Here is a 25,636-nt window from a genome sequence, read left to right on the forward strand (position 1 = left end):
GGGCGCAGGCGCGCCGAGGAACGGGCCCGCCTCGGCTCGTGGCACGATTGACGGCGATGTCTCAGACCACGCCCCTGCCGCGCCCGGCCGCCCCGGCCGCCCGCCGCGAGCTGCCCGAAGCCCCGTTCCTGGCCGCCGCGCGCGGCGAACGCCCGGCGCGCACGCCCGTCTGGTTCATGCGCCAGGCCGGTCGCTCGCTGCCCGAGTACCGCGCGCTGCGCGAGGGCGTGCCGATGCTCGACGCGTGCTTCGACCCGGAAATGCTCGCCGAGATCACGCTGCAGCCGGTCCGCCGCCACGGCGTCGACGCGGCGATCCTCTTCAGCGACATCGTGGTCCCGCTCAAGGCGGCCGGGGTCGACATCGACATCGTGCCCGGCACCGGCCCGGTGGCCGCCGCGCCGGTGCGCGACCTCGACGCCGTGAAGGCGCTGCCCGAGCTTCGGCCCGAGCAGGTTTCGCAGGTCGCCGACGGCGTCCGGCTGCTGGTCGAGCGGCTCGGCGACACCCCGCTGATCGGCTTCGCCGGTGCGCCGTTCACGCTGGCCAGCTACCTCATCGAGGGTGGCCCGAGCCGCAACCACGAGCACACCAAGGCGCTGATGCACTCCGACCCGGCGCTCTGGCACGAGCTGGCCGGCCGGCTGGCCGACGTCGCCCTGACCTTCCTGCGCGCGCAGCTCGACGCCGGCGTCGACGCGGTCCAGCTGTTCGACTCCTGGGCCGGGGCGCTGTCCGAGCGGGACTACCGCGAGTTCGTCCTGCCGCACTCGGCGAAGGTCCTCGCGGGTGTCGCGGAGTACGGCGTGCCGCGGATCCACTTCGGCGTCGGCACCGGCGAGCTCCTTTCCGCGATGCGGGACGCGGGCGCGGACGTCGTGGGCGTCGACTGGCGGATCCCCCTGGACGAAGCCGTGCGGCGCCTGGGCGGCCGCGCGGTCGTGCAAGGCAACCTCGACCCGGCGCTGCTGCACGCCTCCTGGCCGGTCCTGGAAGCCGAGGTCCGGCGGATCGTCGCCGAGGGCAAGGCGGCCGACGGCCACATCTTCAACCTCGGCCACGGCGTGCTGCCGGGCGTCGACCCGGACGTGCTGACCCGCGTGGTCGGGCTGGTGCACGAGCTGTGAAGCGCGTCGCGGTCGTCGGCGGCGGCGTCTCCGGGCTGACCGCGGCGTACCGGCTGCGGCGCCTGCTCGGCGCGGACGCCGGGATCACCGTCTTCGAGAAGACGACGGCGCCCGGCGGCAAGCTGCGCACCGCCGAACTCGCCGGCGTGCCCTACGACGTCGGCGCCGAGGCCTTCCTCGTCCGCCGCCCCGAGATGCTCGGCCTGGTCCGCGAGCTCGGGCTCGACGTCGTGAACCCGACGAAGGCCCGCGCGAAGATCCACGCGGGCGGCGCGGTCACCGGGCTGCCCCCGGGCACGGTCATGGGCGTGCCGGCGTCCGCCGAGTCGGTGGCCGGCGTGCTGTCCGAGGCCGGACGGCAGGCGGTCGAGGCCGAGGCGTCGCTGCCCGAACTGCGGCTACCGGGCGGGGACGTGCCGCTCGGGCCGCTGCTGCGCGAGCGCTTCGGCGACGAACTGGTGGACCGGCTGGTCGACCCGCTGCTCGGCGGGGTCTACGCGGGCGGCGCCGACGGTCTCGGCCTGCGCGCGACCATGCCCGGCCTGGCTTCCGCGCTGGCGGCGGGCGCGGGCTCGCTGACCGCGGCGGCCGCCGCCCAGCTGCCCGCGAACCCGTCGACGGCGCCGGTGTTCGGCACCGTCCCGGGCGGCCTGGGCGCGGTGATCGACCGGCTCACCGCGGAGTCCGGCGCCGAGCTGCGCACCGGCCTGCCGGTGTGCGAGATCGAGCGGCACGGCGACGGCTGGCGGCTGCGCATCGGCGCGGCACCGACCGCGCACGCGCCGGCGGACAACACCTTCGAAGCCGACGCGGTCGTCCTCGCGGTCCCGGCACCCTCGGCCCGCCGGCTGCTGGCCGACCTCGTCCCGGCCGCCTCGGCGGCGTTCGGCGAGGTCGAACTGGCGTCGATGGCGGTCGTGGCGCTGGCCCTGCCGCCCGGCACCGCGCTGCCGGAGGCGTCGGGGATCCTGATCGGCGCCGGCGAAAGCGACGCTTCGGGCAAGCCGTACGCGTCGAAGGCCTTCACCTTCTCCTCGCGGAAGTGGGCGCACTTCGGCAGCGGCCCGGTCCTGGTCCGCGGCTCGGTCGGCCGGTTCGGCGAGCCGGGCGCGCTGCAGTTCGACGACGTCGAGCTGGTCCGCGTGGTCCGCGACGACCTTGCCCGGCTGACCGGCATCACGGCGGCCCCGATCGAGACGCTGGTGACGCGGTGGGGCGGCGGGCTGCCGCAGTACGGCACCGGCCACCTCGACCGCGTCGAGCGGATCGAGAAGGCCGTCGCCGAGGTGCCGGGCCTGGCGATCGCCGGGGCGACCCTGCACGGCGTCGGCCTGCCGGCCTGCGTGGCCACGGCGGAGGCGGCGGCGCAGCGGATAGCGGCCCACCTTTCCGCGTGAGTGCGCTCACCTGACCCGTGGCGGCGGGCGCGTCGCCGCGGTGACAGGATGGAGCCATGGCGCGGGTCAACTACAACGAGCTCAACGACACCATCCGCTACACCACCTGGTCGGTCTTCCGGATCGAACCGGGCCGGCTGGGCGAGGACCGCGGGACCGCCGGCCGGGAGACCGCCGAGTACCTCGACGGCCTGGAGGCCAAGGGCGTCACCGTGCGGGGTGTCTACGACCTCTCCGCGCTGCGCGCCGACGCCGACTTCATGATCTGGTGGCACGCCGAGGAGATCGAGCAGGTCCAGGCCGCGTACGCCGGGTTCCGCCGGACGCCGCTGGGCCGCGCGTCGACGCCGGTCTGGAGCCAGACCGCGCTGCACCGGCCCGCCGAGTTCAACAAGAGCCACATCCCGGCGTTCCTGGCCGGTGAAGAGGCCCGCAAGTACATCTGCGTCTACCCGTTCGTGCGGTCCTACGAGTGGTACCTGCTGCCGGACGCCGACCGCCGCAAGATGCTCGCCGACCACGGCAAGGAAGCCCGCGACTACCCGGACGTCCGCGCGAACACCGTCGCGTCGTTCGCGCTGGGCGACTACGAGTGGATCCTCGCCTTCGAGGCCGACGAGCTGCACCGGATCGTCGACCTGATGCGCCACCTGCGCGGCACCGAGGCGCGGCTGCACGTGCGCGAGGAGATCCCGTTCTACACCGGCACCCGCGTGCCGCCCGCCGAGCTCGTCGCGGCTCTCCCGTAGTGCGCGAGGTAGTCGAGGGTGTCTGGGACACCCTGACCGGATCTTCGCCGGGTCCGTTCGAGCTGACCGGAACCGAGGACGTGCTGCCCGGGCCGTACCGGGTCGCGGCGGCCGCCACGGCTTCGGTGGCCGCGGCGACCCTGGCGGCCGGCGAGATGCTCCGGGTGCGTGCCATCGAACCCGGCGTGGTCACGGCGGACACGCGTCATGCGGCGGCGGCGTTCCGGAGCGAGCAGCTGCTGCGGGTGGACGGCGTCGGAGCCGAGCCGGTCTGGGCACCGCTGTCGGGCGACTACCGCGCGGCCGACGGCTGGGTGCGCCTGCACTGCAACTACCCGCGTCACGAAGCGGCGGTGTGCTGGGGCCTGGGCGTGCCCGGGGCCCGCGAAGCCGTCGAGAAGGCGGTCGCCGGACGTCCGGCGCGCGAGGTGGAGCACGCCGTCGTCACCGCCGGGGGAGCGGCCGCCGAGCTGCGGTCGCCGGCGGACTGGGCTGTGCATCCCCAAGGGGAGGCGGTGGCTTCGCTGCCGCTGGTTTCGCTGTCCCCGGTCGCCGACGCGCCGAAGCGGACGTTGTTCTATTCGGACCGGCCGCTGGGCGGCATCCGGGTGCTGGAGCTGACCCACGTCCTCGCGGGTCCGGTGGCCGGCCGGGTACTGGCCGCGCACGGCGCCGACGTCCTGCACGTCGGGGCGGCGCACCTGCCACGGGTCGAGGCGCTGGTGCGGGACACGAACCAGGGCAAGCGCTCGGCGTTCGTCGCCTTGGACACCGAGGGCGGCCGCGCACGGCTGAAGAAGCTGATCAGCCGGGCGGACGTGCTGGTGCAGTCGTTCCGCCCGGGTGCACTGGAGCGCATCGGGTTCGGGCCTGCGGAGCTGGCCGAGCTGCGGCCGGGCTTGGTGATCGCGGACCTGAGCGCGTACGGCTGGGAAGGCCCGTGGGCCCGGCGGCGCGGCTTCGACAGCCTGGTCCAGATGTCGAGCGGGATGGCTTTCGGCGATCCTCCGTCGCCGCTGCCGGTCCAGGCCTTGGACCACGCGACGGGCTGGCTCGCGGCAGCGGCGGTGATGACGGCCCTGCGGCGCCAGGTCGACGAGGGCGGGACCTGGCGCGCCCGGCTCTCGTTGGCGGGAACGGGCCGGTGGCTGGATTCCCTGGGCCGCAAGGACCCGGCCCCGGCCGACGTCGACTACGGCGATCTGCTGGAGGAAACGGACAGCGGGTACGGGCGGATGACGCGGGTGCGGATGGCCGGCGGGCTGCCGGGCGCGCAGCCGTACTGGGAGTTCGGGACGCGGCAGCCGGGAGTCGACAAACCGACCTGGACGCCCTGACCTGGGTGGTGTCAGGTCGCCTTAGTGAGCGGCTTGCGTGCCCACCACCCCGAAGCCGGATTGTGACTACGGCCGGTGGTACCGCGTCAAGGCGGGAAAGCGTGCCTTGACCCGGCACCACCGGCGTGTTCGGGCTTCGGATCGGCGTGGCGGGGCGGGTCTGGGTGGGGTGCGGGTTTTGCGGGCCGTGTTGTCCACACCCTGACGGAATTGTGGATCAGCGGCGCCGGAGGCGGTCCACCAGTCGCCGCTTCGGCTTTGGCAGGTGGCCGCCCTCGGTCAGCCATGTCACGAACTCGTCCGCGTACGCCCCCGAGCGCTCGGTTGCCTTCTTCGGCCGGGCCGCGTTGAACTGCGCGAACAGCGGCCCGAACCGCTCGCCGAGGGCCTCTGCCAGCTCGGGCCGCTGGTACGCCAGCACCCGACCGTGCTTCCTCCGCAGCACCCCGGCCTCCACCCGCAGCCGGGCCGGGTCGAAACCGGTTGGTGCCGGGCCGTCGGCCAGCAGCGCCTGCAGCAGCTCCGCCTGGCGCCGGGCCAGCTCCGCGCGGCTCATCCCGCCACCGCCGTGCGCAACGCCAGCAGCTCCGCCGCAAGTTCGTCGTCGGTCGGGTAGTCGTCGTCGCGCTCCAGGAGCACGCCCGGCGGGTCGGTCCGGCGGCGGAGCTCTGCCAGCAGCGCCAGCACCTCCGGCAGCACCGGGTGCGCGTGTGTGTCGTGGTAGACGCCGTCGCGCTCGATGCCGCCCGCCATGTGGACGTACGCCAGCCTCTCCCAGGGGATGCCGTCCAGGAACGCCACCGGGTCCGTGCCGATGTTGCGGGCGTTCGCGTACAGGTTCGCGACGTCGATGATCAGCCGGCAGTCCGTGCGCTCGGTCAGCTCGGTGAGGAACTGCTCCTCGGTCAGCTCGGCGTCCGGCCAGTCGAGCACCGCGGCGATGTTCTCCAGCGCCAGCGGGACGTCCACGATGGACTGGGCCAGCCGCACGTTCGCCACCAGCACCTCCAGGGCCTCGCGGGTGCGGGGGAGCGGCATCAGGTGCCCCGAGTCGAGCCCGCCCGCGCGCACGAAGCACACGTGGTCGCTGACCAGCGGCGCGTCCAGGGCCCGCGCGATCTCCGCGAGGTGCTGGACGCGCCCGGTGTCCAGGGGCTCGGCCCCGCCGAGGGACAGCGAGACCGCGTGCGGCAGCACCGGCAAGCCTCGCTTGCGCAGCGCCACCAGCGTCTCCGGCAGGTGGTCGGCGTGCAGGTTCTCGGCGACGACCTCGACCCAGTCCACGCCCGGCAGCCGCGCGATGGACAGGTCGAGCTCGTGCCGCCAGCCGATCCCGATGCCCAGCTCACCCACCGCAACCCCCTCCGCCGCCGCACGACGAACCACACGAAGAGCCGCTGCTGCACGACGAGCTCGAGCAGGACGACCCGCTGCTGCACGACGAACCCGACGAGCCCCCGCCCCCGTAGGACGTCACCGGCGGGACCAGCGCCGCGCTGAGCTCCTCGTCCGGGTACATCGCCCAGCCGCCGAGGGCGACCGCGGCCGCCGCCCCGCCGAGCAGGACGCCGCCGGCCAGCATGCCGGCCGGGACCGGCCCGCTCGCCGCGGCCCGGGCCTGGCCCAGCAGGCGGTGGCCCGCCGCCGACGGCTGCCGGGGGCCCGTCTTCGACCGGCGCACCGCCGCCACGACGGCCAGCACCGCCGCGACGATCACCAGGAACACCAGGATCCCGACCGGGCGGCCCAGCGCGATGCCGTTGACCAGCCGGGCCACCCCGAACGCCAGCACGGCCAGCTGCAGCAGCAGCCCGAACGTGCGCGCCTGCCGCTTGGCGGCCGCCGACGCCAGCAGCCCGCGCTGGTCGAGGCCCTCTTCCAGGGCCCGCATCGCCGCGGACTGGCGGCCGTGCGCCCGCAGCGTCGCCGTCGTCTTCAGCTGCGCGGCGTCGAAGACCGCCCGCTCCAGCGGCTCGGCCGGGCGCGTCCCGGCCTGGCTGACCTGCTTGTAGCTGTTGACGCGCAGCTGGCCGCGCTCGACCAGGGCCGCGATCGCCGCGTCGACGGCCCGGTCGGGGCCGCCGGCGAGGAAGGCGAGCTGGTAGACGGTCGGCGGCGGGCCGGGCGCGACGGCGTCCGCCCGCAGCGCCCGGCTGCTCACGACGCCGGACACGATGACCCTGATCAGCAGGACCACGCCGAGCAGTGCGATGTAGAGGACCACGAAATCCGGTCCGGAGATGCCCCACGGGTCGGTCATCGCCCGTCTCCCCTCAGTTCGTCGCGGTTACCGTAGCTGTGAGACGCACGCGCTCGCGTCGGCGTTTCAACCGCCGCACCCTCCACCGCCGCCTCCGCCACAGCCGCCCCCGCCGCCGCACGAGCTGCCGCTGCTGCAGGAGCCGCCGCCGTAGTAGCCGGCGCCCGCCCCGCCGGCCGCCGCCCAGCCGGCCCGGCGCGGACGGCGGTACACCTGCGTGGCGGCCTGCGACACGGCCCGCCCGACGGCCAGCCGGACGTCCTTGTCGGGGTGCGCGCTCAGGCCCTGCGACGCGACGGTGCCCGCAGCCCCGGCAGTGAACGTGCCGTCGCGGCGCGCCTTCTCCAGGGCGGCGCGGCCGGCGGCGGTGATCTTGACGCGCGGCCGGTTGACGGCGCAGATCGCGGTGACGATGAGCGCGACGGTGTTCAGCACCAGCAGCAGGACCAGGTAGCCGACGGGGTGCCCGCTCGCCGACCCGTCGATCAGCCGGAGCACGCCGAGGACGGCCAGCGCGCCGTAGGCCACCGCCACGGTCACCCAGCCCGCCCGCACCGCGCGGACGTCGGTGAGCAGGCCACGGGCGGCCAGCTTCCCCTCCAGCTTGACCACCGAGGCGTGCCGCGCCACCTCGTCGCGGACCCGGCCGAACCAGTTCCCGGTCTTGCCGATCCGCGCCAGCGCGGCGCGGCCGAGGTCGTCGGAGGCCGTGCCGCGGACGCGGTGCAGCTTGCCGGTGCCGTCGAGGCGGACGAACTGCCCCTCCAGCAGCGTCGCGACGACGAACTCGCCGAGCCGGTCCCGCCCGCCGGCCAGCAGGGCGAACTCTTCGGGACGCTCCGGCGCGTTGCCGGCGTCCCCGCGCGAAATCCGCCTGCCGCGAACCGCGCCGTAGAGCGCCACCGCCAGCAGCAGGCCCAGGTAGAGCCCCGCGAACACCGGTCCGGGAATACCCCAGGTGTCGGTCATGAGTCCGCCCTCCCTCGTCCGTGTGCGGAGACTACGTTCGAGGAAGGGCGGCGGGTTGCTCGCTTAAGGGAGATTTAGGACTCGGGGACCAGCTTCAGCGAAATCGAGTTGATGCAGTAGCGCTGGTCGGTGGGGGTCGGGTAGCCCTCGCCCTCGAAGACGTGCCCGAGGTGGCTGTGGCAGGAGCCGCAGAGCACCTCGATCCGCTTCATGCCCATGGTGCGGTCTTCGCGCAGCAGCACGGCGTCGGAATCCGCCGGGTCGTAGAACGACGGCCATCCGCAGTGGCTCTCGAACTTGGTGTCGCTGCGGAACAGCTCGGCACCGCACGCGCGGCACTCGTAGACGCCGGTGGTCTTGGTGTCGGTGTACTCACCGGTGAACGGCCGTTCGGTCCCCGCCTGGCGGAGCACGGCGTACTCGTCGGGGCTGAGCTGCGCCCGCCATTCCTGCTCGGACTTCACGACGCGCGGGGTCGCGCCGACAACGGGTTTCATACCTTTCACCCGATCCACGTTACGCCGCGAGCCAGGCGAGGGCGTGCACCACGATGTCCCATGCGGCCACGATCACGCCCAGGACGATGAGCACCACGATCAGGGCGGACACCCAGTAGCGCAGCCCGCCGAGCCGGTTGCTGGAGTCGGCGAAGTCGGCCACCCCGTCGAGGGCGGCCTCGATGGTGTAGTTCGGGCCGCACCGCTCGATGCGGTCGAGGTGCTCGGCGAACGCGCGCGCCTCCGGGTCGTACGGGTCCAGGCCGACCAGGTCCTCGTGGAAGCGAGGATTCTGGCCCGGCAGCGAAGCTCCGTCGTCGGCCATGCCACCACGGTAGGCCATCGGGGCGCCTCAGCCCACCGGACGCGCGTTACGTCTCAGTTGCTCGAACTGGCCGAGATCGCGTCGAGCTTGGTGTTCGCATCGATCAGCGTCTGCCCGCCGACGATCACCATCCGGAACTTGTGCCGGCCGTTCAAGATGTTGAGGTACATCTGCACCGAGCCGTCGTCGGCCACACCCTCGTCCGTGCGAGCGGTGTTGAACGAGCCGATGTTCTTCTTGTTGTCCGCCCAGTACTGCTGGAACTGCTGCTGGTCGCCGTAGACCGCCTGGGCGGCCGGGGTCAGCATGTTCCAGTTGTCGGCCGGGGCGTTGAAGAAGTTGACCAGCTGCTGGCCGGTGGCCCCGATGGCGGTGATCCTGCCTTCGGACTTGGTCTTGCCCAGGTCGGCTGGCTGCGCCGAGTTGGTCGGGCTGCTGTTGGTCTTGGACGAACTGTGGCCCGTCGTCGGCTGGTTGCCCGGCGTCTGGCCGGCCTGGTTGTTGCCCGCGCCCCCGCCGTTGCCCGAGTTCAGGACCAGGAACACGATCACCGCGACCACGACGACCGCTGCGCCGGCGCCGGCGAACAGCGCGTACTTGCGCTTGTTGTCCGGCTTCGGGGTGTTCGACGAGTACTGGGGTGCCCTGGCCGTCGGCGCGGCCGCGGGCACCGGTCTGGGCGGGGTGTTCGGCGGGGCGGCCGGGGACCGCATCGGCATGAACGCCGCCGTCGGGCGGGGTGGGTTCGAGGCTGCCTTGTTCGCGGGCACGGGCGTGCCGACCGGCGGGGACGACGGCGCCTTGTTCGCCGTTCGCTGCCACGGCGGCCGCTCGCCGTCGTCGGTGGACGCGGGGGCGGCGGGCTTGCGGCCCCCGCCGCCGGAGAGCAGCGGCGGGGAGGCCGTCATGCCGCCGGGCTCGGTCCGGGCCAGCGCGGCCAGCCGCTCGCGGGCCTCGGCCATGCTCGGCCGCTCGCCCGGCTCGCTGCGCAGCAGGCTCATCAGCAGCGCGGTGGCCCCGCCCGCCTGCACCGGCGGGTTGATCTGGCCGTTCGCCGCCGCGTAGAGCAGCGCGAGCTGGTTGGTCGTGTTGCCGTACGGCGTGGTGCCCTCGATCGCCTGGTAGAGGGTGGCGCCGAGGGCGAAGACGTCGGAGCTGGGCACCGGGTCGGCGCCGCGGGCCAGTTCGGGCGCCAGGTACGCCGGGGTGCCGCCGATCAGGCCGGTCGCCGTCAGCGTCATGTCGCCGGCCGCGCGGGAGATGCCGAAGTCGGTGATCTTCGCGGTGCCGGTCTGGTCGATGAGGATGTTGCCCGGCTTGACGTCGCGGTGCACGATCCCGGCGCGGTGGGCGGCCACCAGCGCGGACGCGACCTGCTCGCCGATCCGGGCCACCCGGCCGAGCGGCAGCGTGCCCTCCTCGGCGAGGATCGTGGAGAGGCTGGGCCCGTCGAGGTACTCCATCACCAGGCAGGGGTCGCCGTTGTGCTCGGCGATGTCGAACACCACGATGGCGTTCGGGTGCTGGAACCGGGCCGCGTTCTTGGCCTCGCGCATCGCGCGCTGGCGCATGTTGTCGCGTTCGGTCTCGGAGACACCCGGCTGCGGGAGGATCTGCTTGATCGCGACGGTGCGTTCGAGGCGCACGTCGGTCGCGCGCCACACGACACCCATGGCACCGCTACCAATGTGCTCGACGAGGCGGTAGTGCCCCGCGATCAGCTGACCGGTGTCGATGGCGACTGCTCCTGACGAAATTCCCGGTGGTGGTGGCCCTGCTCAGCGCGTTACCGCTTCGCGCACCCGATCGAGTGTAGCGGTCGGCCGCGTGCTCTTCGCGTCAGCCAGCCGGTCCGGCGGGCTGCGGTTCGGCCGGTGCCCGCTTCTTGAACACCTTGACCAGGCCGATCGCTCCGGCCAGCGCGAACACGCCGTAACAGGCGAGCAGCGCGGGCGGCGTGTCGCCGGTCAGCGCGTCGCCGAGGACCACCACGGCGACCGTGCCGGGCACGCTCCCGAGCAGCGTACCGGTCAGGTACGGGACCAGCCGCACCGAGGACACCCCGCAGAGGTAGCTGAAGGGGGCGAACGGCACCACCGGGATCAGCCGCAGCGACGTGACGGCGAGGACGCCGCCGCCGGAGAGGCGGTCGTTGACCGTGCGGACGGCGGACCGGTGCAGGTGGCGGGTGACCAGGTCGCGGCCGAGCAGCCGGGCCAGCCCGAAGGAGAGGCCGGCCGCGATGGTGGTGGCGACCAGGCCGATCGCGATCCCGGCCGCGGTGCCGACAAGCAGGCCGGCGGCGAGGTTGAACACCGTCCGCGGGATGGGTGCCACGGTGAGCAGCGAGTAGGCGACGAGCAGCACGAGCGGGGTGGCGGGGCCGGTGGTGGCGGCCCAGGCCCGCAGCTCGGCCGGACCGGGGATCGGCAGCAGCACCGCGGCCGCCGCGAACCCGGCGAGCACGGCGAGCGCGACGATCAGCTTGGTGCGGCCGGACACCCGTTCGAGCCTACCGGGCGGGTGCCGGGCGCTAGCGTGGCCGCATGCCCAAGAACGGTGACCCGGTCGAGTACGAGGTGGGCGGGCGCACGGTCCGCGTCTCGAGCCCCGGCAAGGTGTACTTCCCCCAGCGCGGCATCACGAAGCGGCAGGTCGTCGAGCACTACATCACGGTCGGCGCCCCGCTGCTGCGCGCGATCGGCGAGCGCCCGACGACGCTGAAGCGCTACGTCGACGGCGTCGAGGGCGACTGGTTCTACGCCAAGCGCGTGCCCAAGGGCGCGCCGTCGTGGGTCGAGACGGCCGGGATCACGTTCCCGTCGGGCCGCAGGGCCGCGGAAGTGTGCCCGACCGAGCCGGCGGTGTTCGCGTGGGCGGCCAACCTCGGCACGTTCGACTTCCACCCGTGGCCGGTCCGCCGGTCCGACGCCGACCACCCGGACGAGCTCCGCATCGACGTCGACCCGCCGGACCGGGCCGGCTTCGCGGACGCGGTCGAGGTGGCCATGGTGGTCCGCGAGGTCCTGGCGGACGCGGGCCTGACGGGCTGGCCGAAGACGTCGGGCGGCCGTGGGGTGCACGTGCTGGTCCGGATCCGGCCGGAGTGGGACTTCGTGGCGGTCCGCCACGCGGTGATCGCGCTGGGCCGCGAGGTGGAGCGCCGGATCCCGGCCAAGGCGACGATCTCCTGGTGGAAGGAGGAACGCGGCGGCCGCGTGTTCCTGGACTACAACCAGGCGGCGAGGGACCGGACGGTGGCTTCGGCGTGGTCGGTCCGGGGGACACCGAGGGCCACGGTGTCGACGCCGGTGACGTGGGACCTGCTGGGCGAGGTGGACGCGGACGACTTCGACGTGCTGACGATCCCGGCGTTCCTGGACGAGTACGGCGACCTGCACGCGGCGATGGACGAGACGCCGTTCGGGCTGGAGACGGCGCTGGAGTGGTACGAGCGGGACCGGCGTGACCACGGGCTGGGGGACCTGCCGTACCCGCCGGACTACCCGAAGATGCCGGGCGAGCCGAAGCGGGTCCAGCCGAGCAAGGCCCGCCCCGACTGACCCTCACGGCTTGCGGCAGCTGAGTCCGGCGTCACGGTCGCTTGCGGGACGACCTTGCCGTTCTTGGTGGTCAGGCTGGTGCGGGCGGCGCGGTGCAGCCCGCCGAGCCGAAACACTGCTTGGACTGGACGGCGAGGTCGACCGAGTAGTCCTTCGCCGTCGGCTCGGGCAGAGCCGGTTCCGTCGTCGTCGGAACGGCGAACGCGGGAATCGACGGGCTGGTGGTCGCGGGTGCGGCGGCAGCACGCGGCCGGGCGGCACCATCGGCGGAGATCCACGTACCGCCGGGGCCGGCGCACGGCGCGTGCTGCGATCTGTCCAGGCACGGGCTGACGGAACCCTTGCTGTAGGCGAGCGCCAGCACGATGCCGGCGGCCAGGGCGGGCAGCACGGTCAGCGCACCCACGGCCACTTCCGGCGCTGGGGCCGCGGGGCGACCGGCGGGAAGTACGGCGCCTGCGGGCCAGGTGAAGCCGGAACGGACATGACCACCTCCGTGACTGTGCTGCGGGGACAGACGCGGCGGCGGAGCCCGGCGTTACGGAGTGACACGGACGAGACCGTTTTCCGGCACGAGCTGTAACCACGACCACAGCCGTGGCGGTCCTCACGGAAACGGAGATCGTGCGGGGCAATTGCGTTCCGCCGAAAGAACGAATCCGAACGCGCAGTGATCACCCAAGCGCCCGCTGTCGCCTTTCGGGTCACAAATGTTGCACGGCCGATCTCGATGTCACGATCTTGGTCTCCGACGGCGTAACGTGCGGTCCCGAATCGACGACTCCCCGGGGCCATCGGGGAGCGGGTTCGAGGAAGGAGGCCGTTCGTGGACGACCTGATCGCTTTCCTCGCGGCGCGGGTGGGCGCGCGGCAGGCGTTGATCATGCAGGCCGTCAACAAGGCCAAGGCCGGCGAGGCGATGAACCGCGGCGAGACGAAGGTCGCCGTGGAGCAGAAGATCCGCGGGCTGACCGATCTCGAGCTCGACGTGGTCAACCAGATGATCAACGAGATCGAGGCGACCCGGCGGATCCTGCTCGCCCACCGCACCACGGTGTCGGAGAAGGTGCCCGGTTTTCCGCTCTACGGCAGCGAATACTGGTGTGAGACCTGCCACGTGCCCGCCGACGAGGCCGGCTCCAACTGGTGCCTGACGCTGCGCCTGCTGGCCCTGCCCTACGCCGACCACCCGGAGTACAGCGAGCGCTGGCGGCCCTGACGGGAATCCCGCCGGGCGGTGGGCGTTGCACCCGGCGTGAGGATCTCCGTGCTCGACCGTTCGCCGGTGCGGCGGCACCGCGGGCCCGCGCAGGCGCTGCGGGACACCGTCGCCTTCGCCGCCGACGTCGAACGACTGGGTTACCACCGGTTCTGGGTGTCCGAGCACCACGGCGTGCCGGGCGTCGCCGGGTCCGCGCCGACCGTGCTGGCCGCCGCCGTCGCGGGGGCGACGAGCCGCATCCGCGTCGGGACCGGGGGTGTGATGCTGCCGAACCACCGGCCGCTGGTCGTGGCCGAGCAGTTCGGCGTCCTGGAAGCGCTTCACCCGGGCCGGATCGACATGGGACTCGGCCGGTCCGTCGGGTTCACCGCCGGCGTCCGCGAAGCGCTGGGCCACGGCAAGGAAGCGGCCGACGGCTTCGGGGCGCAGGTCCGTGCGCTGCTCGGGTTCTTCGCGGGCGAGCACCGCGGGGTGCACGCCTACCCGGCCGAGGGGCTGCGCGTGCCGCCGTTCCTGCTGGCCACCGGGCCGGGCGCGGACCTCGCCGCGGAGCTCGGGCTGCCGCTGGTGATCGCCCCGGTGCGCGGCGAACAGGCCCTGGCCGAAGCCGTGACGCGGTACCGGGACGGGTTTCGGCCGTCCGAGTGGGCGCGCGAGCCGTACGTGGTGGTGTCGACGGCGATCGCGGTGGCGGACTCGGCGGCGGCCGCGCGCCGCCTGCTCGTCTCGGAAGCCTGGGCGACGGTGTATTCGCGCTCCCACGGCGTTTTCCCGCCGCTGGACCCGCCGGACGAGATCCTCGCGGCGCCGATGACCGACCGCGAGCGCAAGCGGCTCGAGGAGACTGTGGACGGTCAGATCTGGGGGACGCCGGCCGAGGTCGAGGAGCGGCTGGGCAGGCTGGTCGCGCTCACCGGCGCCGGCGAAATCCTCGCCACGACGGCCGCCCACGACCAATCCGCCCGGCTCGATTCTTTCGCCGCGCTCGCCGAACTGGCAGGGCTGCGTCAGCCTATTTCCTGATCTGCGGATATCCGGTCAACGAATTTCGACGGCGAATTTCCGGTATGGTTTCCGGGTGACTGCCGGGTCGGCCTCGAGCCGTGAGCAGACGGGGTACCCGGCTGAGCCGTGACCTCCGGGCGGGCCCGTGGCCCGCCGTCTCCGCGCGACTGTCCTCGTGATCGGGACGTGCGCGGGAAGGAGGTGAAATCGCATGACCCCATGGCAGGAGTTCGTGGCGGCCCACGCCGAGGGCGGCGTCCTCGACGGCGTCGTGACCCGGGTGGTGCCGTTCGGCGCGTTCGTCGAAGTCGCGGACGGCATCCACGGCTTGCTGGTGACGAACGAGGCCCCGCAGGCCGGGACGCGGCTGTCGGTCCGCATCCAGCAGATCGACGTCGAGCGGCGCCGGTTCAGCCTGGTGCGGGCGTGAGGTGAGCCGGGTGAGGCAGGGCGCCCTGCCTCACCCGAGCACCAGCGGCAGCCGTGCGGCCAGATCGCCCAGCAAGGCCGTCTCCTCGTCCGAAGCCGCGCGCCGGCCGGTCCCGACCAGCAGGACGTCCTCGTCCGAGAACGACGCCGGGAACTCCGCCCCCGCGATCTTCTCCAGCATCGCCCGGGTCCGCGCCAGCCCCTCCGCCGGCGGGCCCGGCACCGACGGCACGTGTGCCACCAGGTCCAGGTGGTGCAGCGTCCACTCCAGCACGTACGCCGACAGGTAGTCGCCCGCCGTCAGGACCATCTCCTGGGTCGACACCCGCTCTCCCGGGTCCACCAGGTCCGCCGCCCGGCCCGCCGCCGCGCCCACGTCGTCCAGGTGGAACTTCAGCAGCGCCGGGTCCTCGTACGCCGCCGCCAGGCGGACGATCAGCGCCGACAGCGGGTCCTCGCCCGAAGGCAGCGACGACGACACCGCCCAGTACGTGATCGCGTCGTGCGTCAACGCCGAGGAGGCCGGGGTGGCGAGGGTGATCAGCACGTCCTGCGCGTCGATCACCAGGTGGCAGACCAGGTCCCGGACCAGCCACCCGCGGCAGCCCGAGGGCTTCGAAAACTCCGGGTCGGGGAGGGAAGCGACCGCGGCGCGCAACGCCGCCCACGTGCGCGAAAAGAGATCCACGCGCGCGAAGCTAGCAGCTTCACAGCCGCAGCTGCAGCTGAGTTAACAGGCGCTGCGCCGGGTCGTCGAAGTCCACTCCGGACACCTCCGCCGCGCGCCGGACCCGGTAGCGGACCGTGTTGGGGTGGATGTTCAGCACCCGGGCTGCGGCGCGGACGTCGCCGAAGGCGTTCAGCCAGGCCAGGACCGCCGGGACCAGGATGCCGCCGTGCTCGGTGTCGTGCTCCACCAGCGCGGTCAGCCGCGGGTCGCGGATCCGCGGCTGCGACCCCAGGTAGGCCAGCACCTCCGACAGCAGCACCTCGGCGCGGACGTCGGCCAGCGACGCCACGTCCGCCGCCCAGTGCCCGCGGGTCATCGCCGCCAGGACGCGGTCGGCGTCGCCGCGGGATGCCGCCGCCTCCGACAGCCGGGGGACCACGCCGCCGACGGCCGCCCGGACCGGGACGTCCAGGTGACGGCGGGCCGTCGCGGTGATTTCGCGGGCCAGCGCGAGCACTGCCGCGTCCGAGTGCTCGGGCAGGTCCGGCAGCAGCGCGTAGACGCGGCCGCTGATCACGCTCACCAGCGCGCTGCGCCGGTAGGCGGCCGTGTGCACGGCGATCAGGTGGACCAGTTCGGCCCGCCGCAGCTGCCGGTTGTCCGACCGTTCCAGGGAAAACGCCAGCACCTGGGCCGGCCGGGCCGGATCGGCGCCGATGTCGTCGGCGACGGACTCCGCGTCGAGCCGGCCTTCCAGGAGGCTCGCCAGAAGATCCTCGCGCAGCCGCAGCTCCGGGCTCGGCAGCGTGCGCGCCCGGATCAGCTGCGGCGCCAGGGTGCGGCTCGCGCCGAGCAGCGCCGTCTCGGCCCGTTCGGTGAGCGGCTGCGCGCCCTCCTGGACCCAGATCGTGCCCAGCGGCTGCTTGCCCGCGTGGATGCCGGCCGCGATGCGGCGGCGGATGCCCAGCTCGGGCCGCTCGTCGATCCGGACGATCCCTTCCCCGGCGCGCAACCGCTGGTAGACGCCCCATTCGCGCAACATCGCGAGGTAGCGCTCCGGCCCCTCGCGGCCGAGGATCGACAGCCGCCGCAGTTCGTCGACCTCGTCGCCGGCGCGCGAATACGCGAGCACGCGGTTGGCCGTGTCCTCGATGCTGACCAGGCCGCCGGTGAGCGTCGCGATCGTCTGGGCGAGGGCGAACAGGTCGCCGAGGACCTCGCCGCTGGCCGCCTCGCCGCCCGCGCGCGCCGCCTCGACGACGCCGCGGGCCAGCGATTCCACCTGCTCCCAGCGTGCTTCCGACCCCACCGTCAGCAGCGCGACGCCCGCGTCGGCGGCGACGTCGGCACCCGTCGCGCCCTTGACCGCCACCGCGGCCGCGCCGCCGCGCCCGGCCGCGCGGATGGCCGGCGCCGCCGCCCGGCCGCGCGCGCCGATCACCAGCACCAGGTCGCCCGGGGAGGCCTCCAAGGGGTCCTCCGGGTCGAGGATCACGACGTCGGTGACGGCGACGCCGAGGCCGTGCGGTGCCACGACGACCTCGACGAGCGGTTCGCCGAGCGTCGCCAGGACGTGGCGCAACGACGTCACGGCGGTGTTATCCGATCAGCCAAGATCATACGATCGATTTTAGCCGAGCGGACAAGCCGCCGGAGCGTGTCCGGAGTTACCGTTCGGGGCATCTGGACTACAGAGCAGAGGAGCCGCCGTGGACGCCGTGACCCAGACCCCCGCCCCGACGAACGAGCCGGTGCTGACCTACGCGCCGGGCAGCGCTGAGCGCGCGGAACTCGAGGGTGCGCTCAAGCGGCTGGGCCAGGCGGAACCGGTCGACCTGACCGTCACCATCGGCGGCGAGCAGCGCCCCGGTGGCGGCGAGAAGATCGACGTCGTCCAGCCGCACAACCACAAGCACGTCCTCGGCACCATCCACAGCGCCACCCAGCAGGACGCGACCGACGCCATCGCGGCCGCCGCGAAGGCCGCGCCGGAGTGGCGCGCGCTGTCCTACGACGACCGCGCCGCGATCCTGCTGCGCGCCGCCGACCTGCTCACCGGCAAGTGGCGCGCCACGCTCAACGCCGCCACCATGCTCGGCCAGTCCAAGACCGCGACCCAGGCCGAGATCGATTCCGCCTGCGAGCTCGCCGACTTCTGGCGCTTCAACGTCGAGTTCGGCCGCCGCATCCTCGCCGAGCAGCCGATCAGCTCGCCGGGCGTGTGGAACCGGATGGAGCACCGGCCCCTGGAAGGGTTCGTCTACGCGATCACGCCGTTCAACTTCACCGCGATCGCCGGCAACCTGCCGACCGCGCCCGCGCTGATGGGCAACACCGTGCTGTGGAAGCCGTCGCCGACGCAGTCGTTCGCGGCGCACCTGACCATGCGGCTGCTCGAAGAGGCCGGGATGCCGCCGGGCGTGATCAACCTGCTGCCGGGCGACGGCAAGGCCGTCTCCGAGGTCGCCCTGACCCACCGCGACCTGGCCGGCATCCACTTCACCGGCTCGACCGCGACCTTCCAGCACCTGTGGGGCACGGTCGGCGCGAACATCGCGGGCTACCGCGGCTACCCGCGGCTGGTCGGCGAGACCGGCGGCAAGGACTTCGTGCTGGCACACGCCTCCGCCGACGTCGACGTCCTGCGCACCGCCCTGGTCCGCGGCGCCTTCGAGTACCAGGGCCAGAAGTGCTCTGCCGCTTCGCGCGCGTACATCCCGCGCAGCGTCTGGAACGAGCTGAAGGACGGCCTGGTCGCCGAGACCGAGGCGCTGTCCTACGGCGACGTCACCGACCTGTCGCACTTCGGCGGCGCGGTCATCGACCGGCGTGCGTTCACCAAGCACACCGACCTCTTCGGCCGCGTGAAGAACGACCCCTCGGTCGAGGTCCTCACCGGCGGCACGGCCGACGACAGCGTCGGCTATTTCGTCAAGCCGACGATCCTCGTCTCGGACAACCCGAAGCACGAGATCTTCTCGACCGAGTACTTCGGCCCGATCCTGTCGGTGCACGTCTACGAGGACGGCGGCTTCGACGACGTCCTGAAGCTGATCGACTCCTCCGCCGCGTACGCGCTGACCGGCGCGGTGATCGCCAACGACCGCACCGCCGTCGCGAAGGCGTCCGAGGCGCTGAAGTTCTCCGCGGGCAACTTCTACGTCAACGACAAACCGACCGGCGCCGTCGTCGGCCAGCAGCCGTTCGGCGGCGCGCGGGCCTCGGGCACCAACGACAAGGCGGGCTCGATCTTCAACCTGCTCCGCTGGACGAGCCCCCGCTCGGTCAAGGAGACGTTCGTGCCGCCGACCAGCGTGCGTTACCCGCACCAGGGCTGAGAGGGAGACCGTCATGCTGCGTGCCCCGCTGCTCGCCGCCGCCCGCTCGAAGGGCATCCGGCGGCTCGTCGAGGCCGTGCCCGCCACGCGCTCCGTGGTGCGCCGGTTCGTCGCCGGGTCCGAGACCGCCGACGCCGTCCGCGTGGCCAGGGAACTGGCTGCGGACGGCCGCCGGATCACCCTCGACCACCTGGGCGAGGACACCACCGACGCCGCGCAGGCGGCGGCGACCGTGGCCGCCTACGAGGCGGTGCTGACCGCGCTGGCCGCGGAAGGCCTGGCCGAGGGCGCGGACGTCTCGGTGAAGCTGTCGGCGGTCGGGCAGTTCCTGCCGTCGAACGGCGAGGACGTCGCGCTCGAGAACGCGCGGAAGATCTGCGCGGCGGCCGAGGCGGTCGGGGCCACCGTGACGCTCGACATGGAGGACCACACCACCACGGACTCGACGCTCGGCATCCTGCGCGAGCTGCGCGGCGAGTACCCGTGGGTGGGCGCGGTGCTGCAGGCCTACCTGCGGCGCACCGAGCAGGACTGCCGCGAGCTGTCCGGCCCGGGCTCGCGCGTGCGGCTCTGCAAGGGCGCCTACGCCGAGCCGGAGTCGGTGGCGTTCCAGGAGAAGTCCGAGGTGGACAAGTCCTACGTCCGCTGCCTGCGCGTCCTGATGGCCGGCCAGGGCTATCCGATGGTGGCCTCGCACGACCCGCGGATGATCGAGATCGCCGCCGCGCTGGCCGAGGAGAACGGTCGCGAGGACGACGACCACGAGTTCCAGATGCTCTACGGCATCCGGCCGGAGGAGCAGCAGCGGATCGCGGCCTCGGGGGCGCGCATGCGCGTCTACGTGCCCTACGGCGACGAGTGGTACGGCTACTTCATGCGACGGCTGGCCGAGCGCCCGGCGAACCTGGCGTTCTTCCTGCGCGGGCTCGCCACCCGCTCCTGAACACGGCGAAGGCCGCCCCCGCGGGGGCGGCCTTCGCCGTGTGGTGGTGGTCAGGCCTGTTCGGCCTCGGCTTCGGCGGCCTTGCGCTTGACCTCGTCCATGTCGACCTCGCGGGCCTGCTTGATCAGGTCTTCGAGGGCGGCTTCGGGCAGCGCGCCGGGCTGGGCGTAGATCAGCGTCTTGTCCCGGATGATGGCCAGCGTCGGGATGGAGCGGACGTCGAAGGCGGCCGCGAGCTGCTGCTGCGCTTCGGTGTCGACGCTCGCGAACACGATGTCGTCGTGCTTCTCGGAGGCCTTCTCGTAGACCGGCGCGAACTGGCGGCACGGCCCGCACCAGCTCGCCCAGAAGTCGATCAGGACGAACTCGTTGTCGGTTACCGTCTGGTCGAAGTTCTCGGCGGTCAGCTCAACGGTGCTCATGCCCTGGTCAACGATCCGCACCCGGCGGGAATTCCCGGGGCCGGGGTAGCGTCTGCACGAGCGCACCCGCGAAGAGGAGGAACAGATGGCCGACGGCGAAATCCTGGGCCGGATCGACGAGCTGATCGCGGAGGAGCACGAGCTCCGGTCGCGCTCGGTCGGCGTGGGGCTGAGCGGCGGCGACAAGGACCGCCTCACCGCGGTCGAGCAGCAGCTCGACCAGTGCTGGGACCTGCTGCGCCAGCGGCGCGCGAAGACGGAGTTCCACGAGAACCCGGACGACGCCACGGCCCGGCCGGTCTCCGAGGTGGAGTCCTACCGCCAGTAGGCCCGCGCGGCCGCTCGCCCTCTGGGTGAGCGGCCGCAAAAACTTTCTCGCCGTGATGTCGAGAACCCGGAACCGGCTCCGTCCCGGGGGTGGAAGCGGCCAGAATGGGCCGTCCGACACCGAGGGAGCACCACGATGGCCAAGTACCTGCTGCTGAAGCACTACCGCGGCGCGCCGGCCCCGGCCAACTGCGACACGACGATCGACCAGTGGACGCCGGAAGAGGTTTCCGCGCACATCAAGTACATGCAGGACTTCGGGGACAAGCTGGTGGCCACCGGCGAGTTCGTCGAGCACCAGGCCCTCTCCCCGGAGGGGACGTTCGTCCGCTACGACGGCGAGGGAAAGCCGCCGGTCACCGACGGCCCGTTCCCCGAGACCAAGGACCTCATCGCCGGCTGGACGGTGATCGACGTCGACAGCTACGAGCGGGCCCTCGAACTGGCCGCGGAGCTGTCGGCCGCGCCCGGCCCGAACGGGGAGCCGATCCACGAGTGGCTCGAGCTGCGGCCGTTCATGACCGCGCCGCCCACCATCACGGAATGACGGGGAGCACGATGGTTCTGCCGCGGCTGGAGCACGTCGGCATCGTGGTCGAGGTGGAGGCGGAGATGACGACCGAGGGCCGGGCGGTCGACCGGATCGTCGGGCTGGACGGCGTCCGGTCGGACATGGCGATGCTGCGGACGCCGGACGGCCACGGGAAGCTGGAGCTGATCCGGTACCGGACGCCCGAGGGGGCGGCGGGGGATCCGCAGGCGCCGGCGAACGTGCCCGGCCTGCGGCACATCCTGTTCGAGGTGGCGGACATCGAGGACGTCCTGGCGCGGCTGAAGCCGCACGGCGCCGAGCTCGTCGGCGAGCTGGTGCGGTACGAAGACAGCTTCAAGCTCTGCTACGTCCGCGGGCCCGAGGGGATCATCGTCGAGCTGGCCGAGCGGATCGGCTGAGCTCGTGGACGAAGCCCTGCTCCGCAGCCTCACCCCGGGTGTCCTGGCCGTCCTCGTCCGCCGCGGCGCCGAGTTCGCGGCGGCCGAGGACGCCGTCCAGGAAGCGCTGGTCGAGGCGCTGCGGGTCTGGCCGGCCGACCCGCCCCGGGACGCCAAGGGCTGGCTGGTCACCGTGGCGTGGCGGAAGTTCCTCGACGCGACCAGGGCGGAGGCCGCCCGCCGCAAGCGCGAGGACGTCGTCGACGCCGAGGTGGCGCCCGGGCCCGCGGCGGCCGTGGACGACACGCTTCAGCTGTACTTCCTGTGCGCGCACCCGTCGCTGACGTCGTCGTCCGCGGTCGCGCTGACGCTGCGGGCCGTCGGCGGGCTGACCACGCGGCAGATCGCGCAGGCGTACCTGGTGCCCGAGGCGACCATGGCGCAGCGCATCAGCCGCGCCAAGCGGACCGTGTCGGGGGTGCGGTTCGACCAGCCCGGCGACGTCGCGACCGTGCTGCGCGTTCTGTACCTGGTGTTCAACGAGGGCTACTCCGGGGACGTCGACCTCGCCGCCGAGGCCATCCGGCTCATCCGGCAGCTCGCGGCGTCGATCGACCACCCGGAGGTGGCGGGGCTGCTCGCGCTGATGCTGCTGCACCATGCCCGGCGGGCCTCCCGCACGACCGGCGACGGCGCCCTGGTCCCGCTGGCCGAGCAGGACCGGTCCCGGTGGGACACGGCGTTGATCGCCGAGGGCGTGGCGATCCTGCAGCGGGCGCTGTCCCGCGACCGGCTGGGCGAGTTCCAGGCCCAGGCGGCCATCGCGGCCCTGCACGCCGACGCGCAGGACGCGGCGGAGACGGACTGGGTGCAGATCGTCGAGTGGTACGACGAGCTGGTGCGCCTCACCGGCAGCCCGGTCGTGCGGCTCAACCGCGCGGTCGCCGTCGGCGAAGCGGACGGGCCGCGCGCCGGGCTCGCGGCACTCGCGGAGGTGGACGCCACGGTCCCGCGCCACACCGCGGTGTCGGCCTACCTCCACGAGCGCGACGGCGACCTGGAAACCGCGGCCAAGCTGTACGCCGAGGCCGCCGCCAAGGCGGCCAGCCTCGCCGAAGTCGACCACCTGACCCGCCAGGCCGCCCGCCTCAACACCCGCCGGTGACGAAAGGGCCGACACGCGTGATTCCGGAGCCGACACGCGTGATTGGAGGGTCGACACGAGGTCTGCGCCGTGTCGACCCGTCAATCACGGGAGATGACCCTTCAATCACGCGTGCTGACCCTTCAATCACGCGGGGCAGAGGGTGCCGTCGGCGGGGATCTTGCCGTCGACGAGGAACGCGCGGGCCGCGTCCGTGACGCAGGGGGAGACGCCGAGGGCGCCGTGGCCCGCGCCCTGCCAGGTGATCGTCACCGCGGACGGCATCTGGTCGGCCGCGCGGGTGCTGCCGACCTGGGGCGTGACCGGGTCGGTCGCCGTCGCCGCGACGAGGATCGGCGGGGCGCCCGGCGCGCCCGGCGCCGGCAGCGGCTCGGTGCGCACCGGCCACGGGCCGCACCAGGCCAGCTGCTGGGCGACGACCGCGCCGAACTGCGGGTACTTGCCGCGCATCCCGGCCACGACCTGGTCGAGCTGGTCGGCCGAGAGCCGCGTCTGGCTGTCGTTGCAGCGGGTGGCGATCGTCGCGTCGATCCGGGACGGCTGGGCACGCGTGTCGCGCAGCACCGGCGCCGCGAACGCCGAGAGCGGGCCGACGTCGCCCGAGCGTGCCGCGGCGATCGCGTCGGCCAGCTCCGGCCACCGCGACCGCTGCGACAGTCCCGAGTAGACGGCGAACAGCGCGATGCCCGGGCCGAACGTGACCCCCTCGCCGGTCGACCCCGGCGTGCGCCGCAGCTGGTCGGTGACCGCCGAAAGCGCCGCTTTCGGGTCGCCGAGGGCGCAGTGCCGCGCCGCGCAGTCCGCCGCGAAGGCGTCCAATGTGGACTGAGCGCCGGCGGCGACGGCGTCGAGGACCGCGGCCGTGTCGGCGCCCGGGTCCGGCACGCCGTCGAGGACCACGCGCCCGACCTGGCCGGGGAAGCGCACCGCGTACTGGGCCAGCACCTTCGAGCCGTCGCCGTGGCCGAGCGCGTTCAGCCGCTCCATGCCCAGCTGCTTGCGCAGTTCGTCGAGGTCGCCCGCGCCGCGCCAGCTGTCCAGCGCGGTCTGGGAGTCGTCCAGCTCGATGGCGCACTGCTGGCCGGCCTTGCGGGCGGCGTCCAGGACGTCGCCCAGGCCGCCCTGCGCCGGGTCGGCGGCGATGAGGTCGGGCCGGATGTCGGCGGGGATGCACTGCGCCGCGCCGGAGAGCCCGGTGCCCCGCCGGTCCAGGCCGATCAGCGAGAACTTCTCCAGGAACGCGGGCGGCAGCGTCGCGGCCAGCCGCGCGGCGTACACGGTGCCCGGATCGCCGTCGACGTCGTTGACCACGACCAGCGGCACCGGCCCGCTGCCGACCTTCAGCGCCAGCAGCCGCACGACCGACCGCCGCGGCTCGCCGGGGGAGTCGAGCGGCGCGGTGACGCGCGCGCAGGTGAAGTGCAGGCTGTCCGGGACGCCGGGAGTGCCGATGCGCTGGCGGGTGTCGTCGTCGCAGTCGGCCCACTTCAGCGTCGGCGACTGTGGCTCGCCCAGCGGCGGCAGCGGGACCCCGGGCGTGCGGGTGGGGGTGCTGCCGGTCGTCTTCCCGTCGTTCTCGACCAGCGCCGGGCGGACCGACGGACCCGCGGCGCAGCCCGCGGCCGCGGTCAGGGCGAGCATCGCGGCCAGGAGACGGGTACGGCGGCGGCGCACGGGCGGGATCCTCACGTCGGACGTCGATCAGCGGGCAGGCCGAGCTTCGCACGGCCGGTGTGGGACGCGGGTTAGCGGGTCCGCACCACCTGGCCCCGGAAGACGGCGTCGAGGTCGTAGCGGGCCGGCTCCTCCAGCTGGCTGTAATCGCACGAAGCGGGTTCGCGGTCGGGCCGCCAGCGCTTGAACCGCGCGTTGTGCCGGAACCGCGACGGCATCCCGCCCTCGGTGTTCTCGTAGGCGACCTCGACGACCCGTTCGGGCCGCAGCGGCACCCATTCGTGCTCGGTGGCGCGCCAGCGGGTGACGCCGCCGGGGATGCGCTGGGCCTCGCCGGTGGCCCGGCCGCCCCAGGGGTGGTCCTCGCCGTCGGTGATCAGCGGCGCGAGCTCTTCGGCGAGCTCGCGGCGGCGCTCCTTGGGGAACGACCCGACGGTGCCGACGTGGTGCAGCACGCCCTTCTCGTCGTGCAGGCCGAGCAGGAAGGAGCCGACGAGTTCGCCGGGGCCGCCGTCGACGTGCCACCGCAGCCCGGCGAGCACGCAGTCGGCGGTGCGGACGTGCTTGTACTTGAGCATGACGCGCTTGCCGGGGGTGTACGGCTCGTCGAGGGGCTTGCCGATGACGCCGTCGAGGCCGGCGCCTTCGAACAGCTCGAACCAGTGCCGCGCGGTGTCGGAGTCGGTGGTGGCCGGGGTGAGCGGGAACCGGTCGCCGGCCAGGTCGGTCAGGCGCTCCCGGCGCACGGACGTCGGTTCGTCGAGCAGCAGCTCGTCGCCGAGGGCGAGGACGTCGAAGGCGACGAACTCGGCGGGCTGCTCGCCGGCCAGCAGCGTGATCCGGCTCTCGGCGGGGTGGATCCGTTCGGTGAGCGCATCGAAGTTGAGCCGCCCGTCCCGCGCGACGACGAGTTCGCCGTCGAGGACCACCCGCGGCGGCAGGGTGTCCAGCAGCTTCGCGACGGCCTCGGGGAAGTACCGGTTGAGCGGTTTCTCGGCGCGCGACTGCAGGTACAGTTCGTCGCCGTCGCGGAAGACGATGCAGCGGAAGCCGTCCCACTTCGGTTCGAAGAGCAGGCCCCCGGAGTCCGGGATGGCCTTGGCGGGCTTGGCGAGCATCGGCTTCAGCGGCGGCTGCAGCGGTAGGGGCATGCCCCGCATTCTGCGGAAAATCCCGGCTCAGCGCACGCGTTCGGCGGGGTTGGTGTCGAGTGGCGGGGCGGTTGCGGCGCGGGCGTGTGCTGGAAGCGTCGACACGCGTGATTGGAGGGTCGATACGCGTGATTGG

Annotated in this window: 28 protein-coding genes; 14 read left to right on the forward strand and 14 right to left on the reverse strand. The window is 73.3% G+C overall.

The genetic code is table 11. The features are described 5' to 3' along the window. Positions 1–56 precede the first annotated feature (56 nt). The 4 genes from hemE to H5965_RS34270 are packed head-to-tail and all read left to right on the forward strand — an operon-like array spanning position 57 to position 4,610. Positions 57–1,127, forward strand: a complete 1,071-nt coding sequence (hemE, locus tag H5965_RS34255) for a uroporphyrinogen decarboxylase (RefSeq protein WP_310974921.1) — start codon at positions 57–59, stop codon at positions 1,125–1,127. Beyond that, positions 1,124–2,524, forward strand: a complete 1,401-nt coding sequence (gene hemG / locus H5965_RS34260; protein WP_310974922.1) for a protoporphyrinogen oxidase — start codon at positions 1,124–1,126, stop codon at positions 2,522–2,524. Before hemE ends, hemG begins: the two co-directional genes overlap by 4 nt. Before the next feature lie 56 nt (positions 2,525–2,580). Then, on the forward strand, positions 2,581–3,273 hold the full coding sequence (hemQ, locus tag H5965_RS34265; RefSeq protein WP_191315743.1) for a hydrogen peroxide-dependent heme synthase: 693 nt from the start codon (positions 2,581–2,583) through the stop codon (positions 3,271–3,273). Beyond that, positions 3,273–4,610 (forward strand): CoA transferase, encoded by a 1,338-nt coding sequence (locus tag H5965_RS34270; RefSeq protein WP_310974923.1) that lies wholly within the window; start codon positions 3,273–3,275, stop codon positions 4,608–4,610. Before hemQ ends, H5965_RS34270 begins: the two co-directional genes overlap by 1 nt. Positions 4,611–4,827: 217 nt before the next feature. On the opposite strand, the gene H5965_RS34275 is transcribed toward H5965_RS34270, so the two are convergent. The 8 genes from H5965_RS34275 to H5965_RS34310 all read right to left on the reverse strand — a co-directional run bounded on the left by H5965_RS34275 (position 4,828) and on the right by H5965_RS34310 (position 11,163). Then, a complete protein-coding gene (locus H5965_RS34275; protein ID WP_310974924.1) occupies positions 4,828–5,166 on the reverse strand; it encodes a hypothetical protein in 339 nt (112 codons plus the stop codon). Continuing rightward, positions 5,163–5,963: a DUF692 domain-containing protein gene (locus tag H5965_RS34280; protein WP_310974925.1), complete on the reverse strand. Its 801-nt coding sequence runs from the start codon at positions 5,961–5,963 to the stop codon at positions 5,163–5,165. Before H5965_RS34280 ends, H5965_RS34275 begins: the two co-directional genes overlap by 4 nt. After that, positions 5,956–6,870: a TIGR04222 domain-containing membrane protein gene (locus tag H5965_RS34285; protein ID WP_310974926.1), complete on the reverse strand. Its 915-nt coding sequence runs from the start codon at positions 6,868–6,870 to the stop codon at positions 5,956–5,958. Before H5965_RS34285 ends, H5965_RS34280 begins: the two co-directional genes overlap by 8 nt. 66 nt (positions 6,871–6,936) lie before the next feature. Further along, positions 6,937–7,839 (reverse strand): TIGR04222 domain-containing membrane protein, encoded by a 903-nt coding sequence (locus H5965_RS34290; protein WP_310974927.1) that lies wholly within the window; start codon positions 7,837–7,839, stop codon positions 6,937–6,939. Positions 7,840–7,913: 74 nt separating this feature from the next. Beyond that, a complete protein-coding gene (gene msrB, locus H5965_RS34295) occupies positions 7,914–8,336 on the reverse strand; it encodes a peptide-methionine (R)-S-oxide reductase MsrB (protein ID WP_191317304.1) in 423 nt (140 codons plus the stop codon). Positions 8,337–8,355: 19 nt separating this feature from the next. After that, positions 8,356–8,661 carry a hypothetical protein gene (locus H5965_RS34300; RefSeq protein ID WP_205661049.1) on the reverse strand — a complete coding sequence of 102 codons (306 nt, stop codon included), beginning with the start codon at positions 8,659–8,661 and terminating at the stop codon, positions 8,356–8,358. A 53-nt stretch (positions 8,662–8,714) separates the two neighbouring features. Beyond that, positions 8,715–10,382 (reverse strand): protein kinase domain-containing protein, encoded by a 1,668-nt coding sequence (locus H5965_RS34305; protein WP_310975229.1) that lies wholly within the window; start codon positions 10,380–10,382, stop codon positions 8,715–8,717. 118 nt (positions 10,383–10,500) lie between these two features. Continuing rightward, positions 10,501–11,163, reverse strand: coding sequence for a TVP38/TMEM64 family protein (locus tag H5965_RS34310; protein ID WP_310974928.1), 663 nt, complete (start codon positions 11,161–11,163; stop codon positions 10,501–10,503). Between the two features lie 44 nt (positions 11,164–11,207). Between H5965_RS34310 and H5965_RS34315 the strand changes: the two genes are divergently transcribed. After that, positions 11,208–12,224, forward strand: coding sequence for a DNA polymerase domain-containing protein (locus tag H5965_RS34315; protein WP_310974929.1), 1,017 nt, complete (start codon positions 11,208–11,210; stop codon positions 12,222–12,224). Positions 12,225–12,294: 70 nt separating this feature from the next. Here the strand turns inward: H5965_RS34315 and H5965_RS34320 are convergent, their stop codons facing one another. Beyond that, a complete protein-coding gene (locus tag H5965_RS34320; RefSeq protein ID WP_310974930.1) occupies positions 12,295–12,630 on the reverse strand; it encodes a hypothetical protein in 336 nt (111 codons plus the stop codon). A gap of 420 nt (positions 12,631–13,050) precedes the next feature. On the opposite strand from H5965_RS34320, the gene H5965_RS34325 reads away from it, so the two are divergent. The 3 genes from H5965_RS34325 (at position 13,051) to H5965_RS34335 (ending at position 14,881) form a co-directional block, all read left to right on the forward strand. Then, on the forward strand, positions 13,051–13,443 hold the full coding sequence (locus H5965_RS34325) for a DUF6221 family protein (RefSeq protein ID WP_003068867.1): 393 nt from the start codon (positions 13,051–13,053) through the stop codon (positions 13,441–13,443). A gap of 48 nt (positions 13,444–13,491) precedes the next feature. Beyond that, a complete protein-coding gene (locus tag H5965_RS34330; RefSeq protein ID WP_310974931.1) occupies positions 13,492–14,469 on the forward strand; it encodes an LLM class flavin-dependent oxidoreductase in 978 nt (325 codons plus the stop codon). Positions 14,470–14,662: 193 nt separating this feature from the next. Beyond that, on the forward strand, positions 14,663–14,881 hold the full coding sequence (locus tag H5965_RS34335) for a S1 RNA-binding domain-containing protein (RefSeq protein ID WP_310974932.1): 219 nt from the start codon (positions 14,663–14,665) through the stop codon (positions 14,879–14,881). Positions 14,882–14,911: 30 nt separating this feature from the next. Here the strand turns inward: H5965_RS34335 and H5965_RS34340 are convergent, their stop codons facing one another. Continuing rightward, the gene (locus H5965_RS34340) at positions 14,912–15,568 is read right to left on the reverse strand and encodes a maleylpyruvate isomerase N-terminal domain-containing protein (RefSeq protein WP_310974933.1); all 657 of its coding nucleotides are present in this window, start codon (positions 15,566–15,568) and stop codon (positions 14,912–14,914) included. 19 nt (positions 15,569–15,587) lie between these two features. Beyond that, entirely contained in the window at positions 15,588–17,141 is a 1,554-nt protein-coding gene (locus tag H5965_RS34345) for a helix-turn-helix domain-containing protein (protein WP_310974934.1), read from the reverse strand. A gap of 118 nt (positions 17,142–17,259) precedes the next feature. On the opposite strand from H5965_RS34345, the gene pruA reads away from it, so the two are divergent. Beyond that, positions 17,260–18,888, forward strand: a complete 1,629-nt coding sequence (gene pruA, locus H5965_RS34350) for an L-glutamate gamma-semialdehyde dehydrogenase (RefSeq protein ID WP_310974935.1) — start codon at positions 17,260–17,262, stop codon at positions 18,886–18,888. Between the two features lie 13 nt (positions 18,889–18,901). Beyond that, on the forward strand, positions 18,902–19,831 hold the full coding sequence (locus tag H5965_RS34355) for a proline dehydrogenase family protein (protein WP_310974936.1): 930 nt from the start codon (positions 18,902–18,904) through the stop codon (positions 19,829–19,831). A gap of 50 nt (positions 19,832–19,881) precedes the next feature. On the opposite strand, the gene trxA is transcribed toward H5965_RS34355, so the two are convergent. Next, entirely contained in the window at positions 19,882–20,253 is a 372-nt protein-coding gene (gene trxA / locus H5965_RS34360) for a thioredoxin (RefSeq protein WP_072480358.1), read from the reverse strand. A gap of 85 nt (positions 20,254–20,338) precedes the next feature. Between trxA and H5965_RS34365 the strand changes: the two genes are divergently transcribed. From H5965_RS34365 to H5965_RS34380, 4 genes are all read left to right on the forward strand, one after another. Next, positions 20,339–20,581 carry a DUF2630 family protein gene (locus H5965_RS34365; protein ID WP_310974937.1) on the forward strand — a complete coding sequence of 81 codons (243 nt, stop codon included), beginning with the start codon at positions 20,339–20,341 and terminating at the stop codon, positions 20,579–20,581. 135 nt (positions 20,582–20,716) lie between these two features. Then, positions 20,717–21,127, forward strand: coding sequence for a YciI family protein (locus H5965_RS34370; RefSeq protein WP_310974938.1), 411 nt, complete (start codon positions 20,717–20,719; stop codon positions 21,125–21,127). An 11-nt stretch (positions 21,128–21,138) separates the two neighbouring features. Beyond that, complete coding sequence (locus tag H5965_RS34375) at positions 21,139–21,531, forward strand: VOC family protein (RefSeq protein WP_310975231.1); 393 nt, start codon at positions 21,139–21,141, stop codon at positions 21,529–21,531. Positions 21,532–21,535: 4 nt separating this feature from the next. Beyond that, a complete protein-coding gene (locus H5965_RS34380; protein WP_310974939.1) occupies positions 21,536–22,675 on the forward strand; it encodes a DUF6596 domain-containing protein in 1,140 nt (379 codons plus the stop codon). Positions 22,676–22,801: 126 nt separating this feature from the next. On the opposite strand, the gene H5965_RS34385 is transcribed toward H5965_RS34380, so the two are convergent. Beyond that, positions 22,802–24,349, reverse strand: a complete 1,548-nt coding sequence (locus tag H5965_RS34385; protein WP_310974940.1) for an alpha/beta hydrolase — start codon at positions 24,347–24,349, stop codon at positions 22,802–22,804. 71 nt (positions 24,350–24,420) lie between these two features. After that, on the reverse strand, positions 24,421–25,500 hold the full coding sequence (locus H5965_RS34390) for an ATP-dependent DNA ligase (RefSeq protein WP_310974941.1): 1,080 nt from the start codon (positions 25,498–25,500) through the stop codon (positions 24,421–24,423). Positions 25,501–25,636: the final 136 nt, after the last annotated feature.

Source organism: Amycolatopsis sp. 505 (genome assembly GCF_031625235.1).
GTDB lineage: Bacteria > Actinomycetota > Actinomycetes > Mycobacteriales > Pseudonocardiaceae > Amycolatopsis.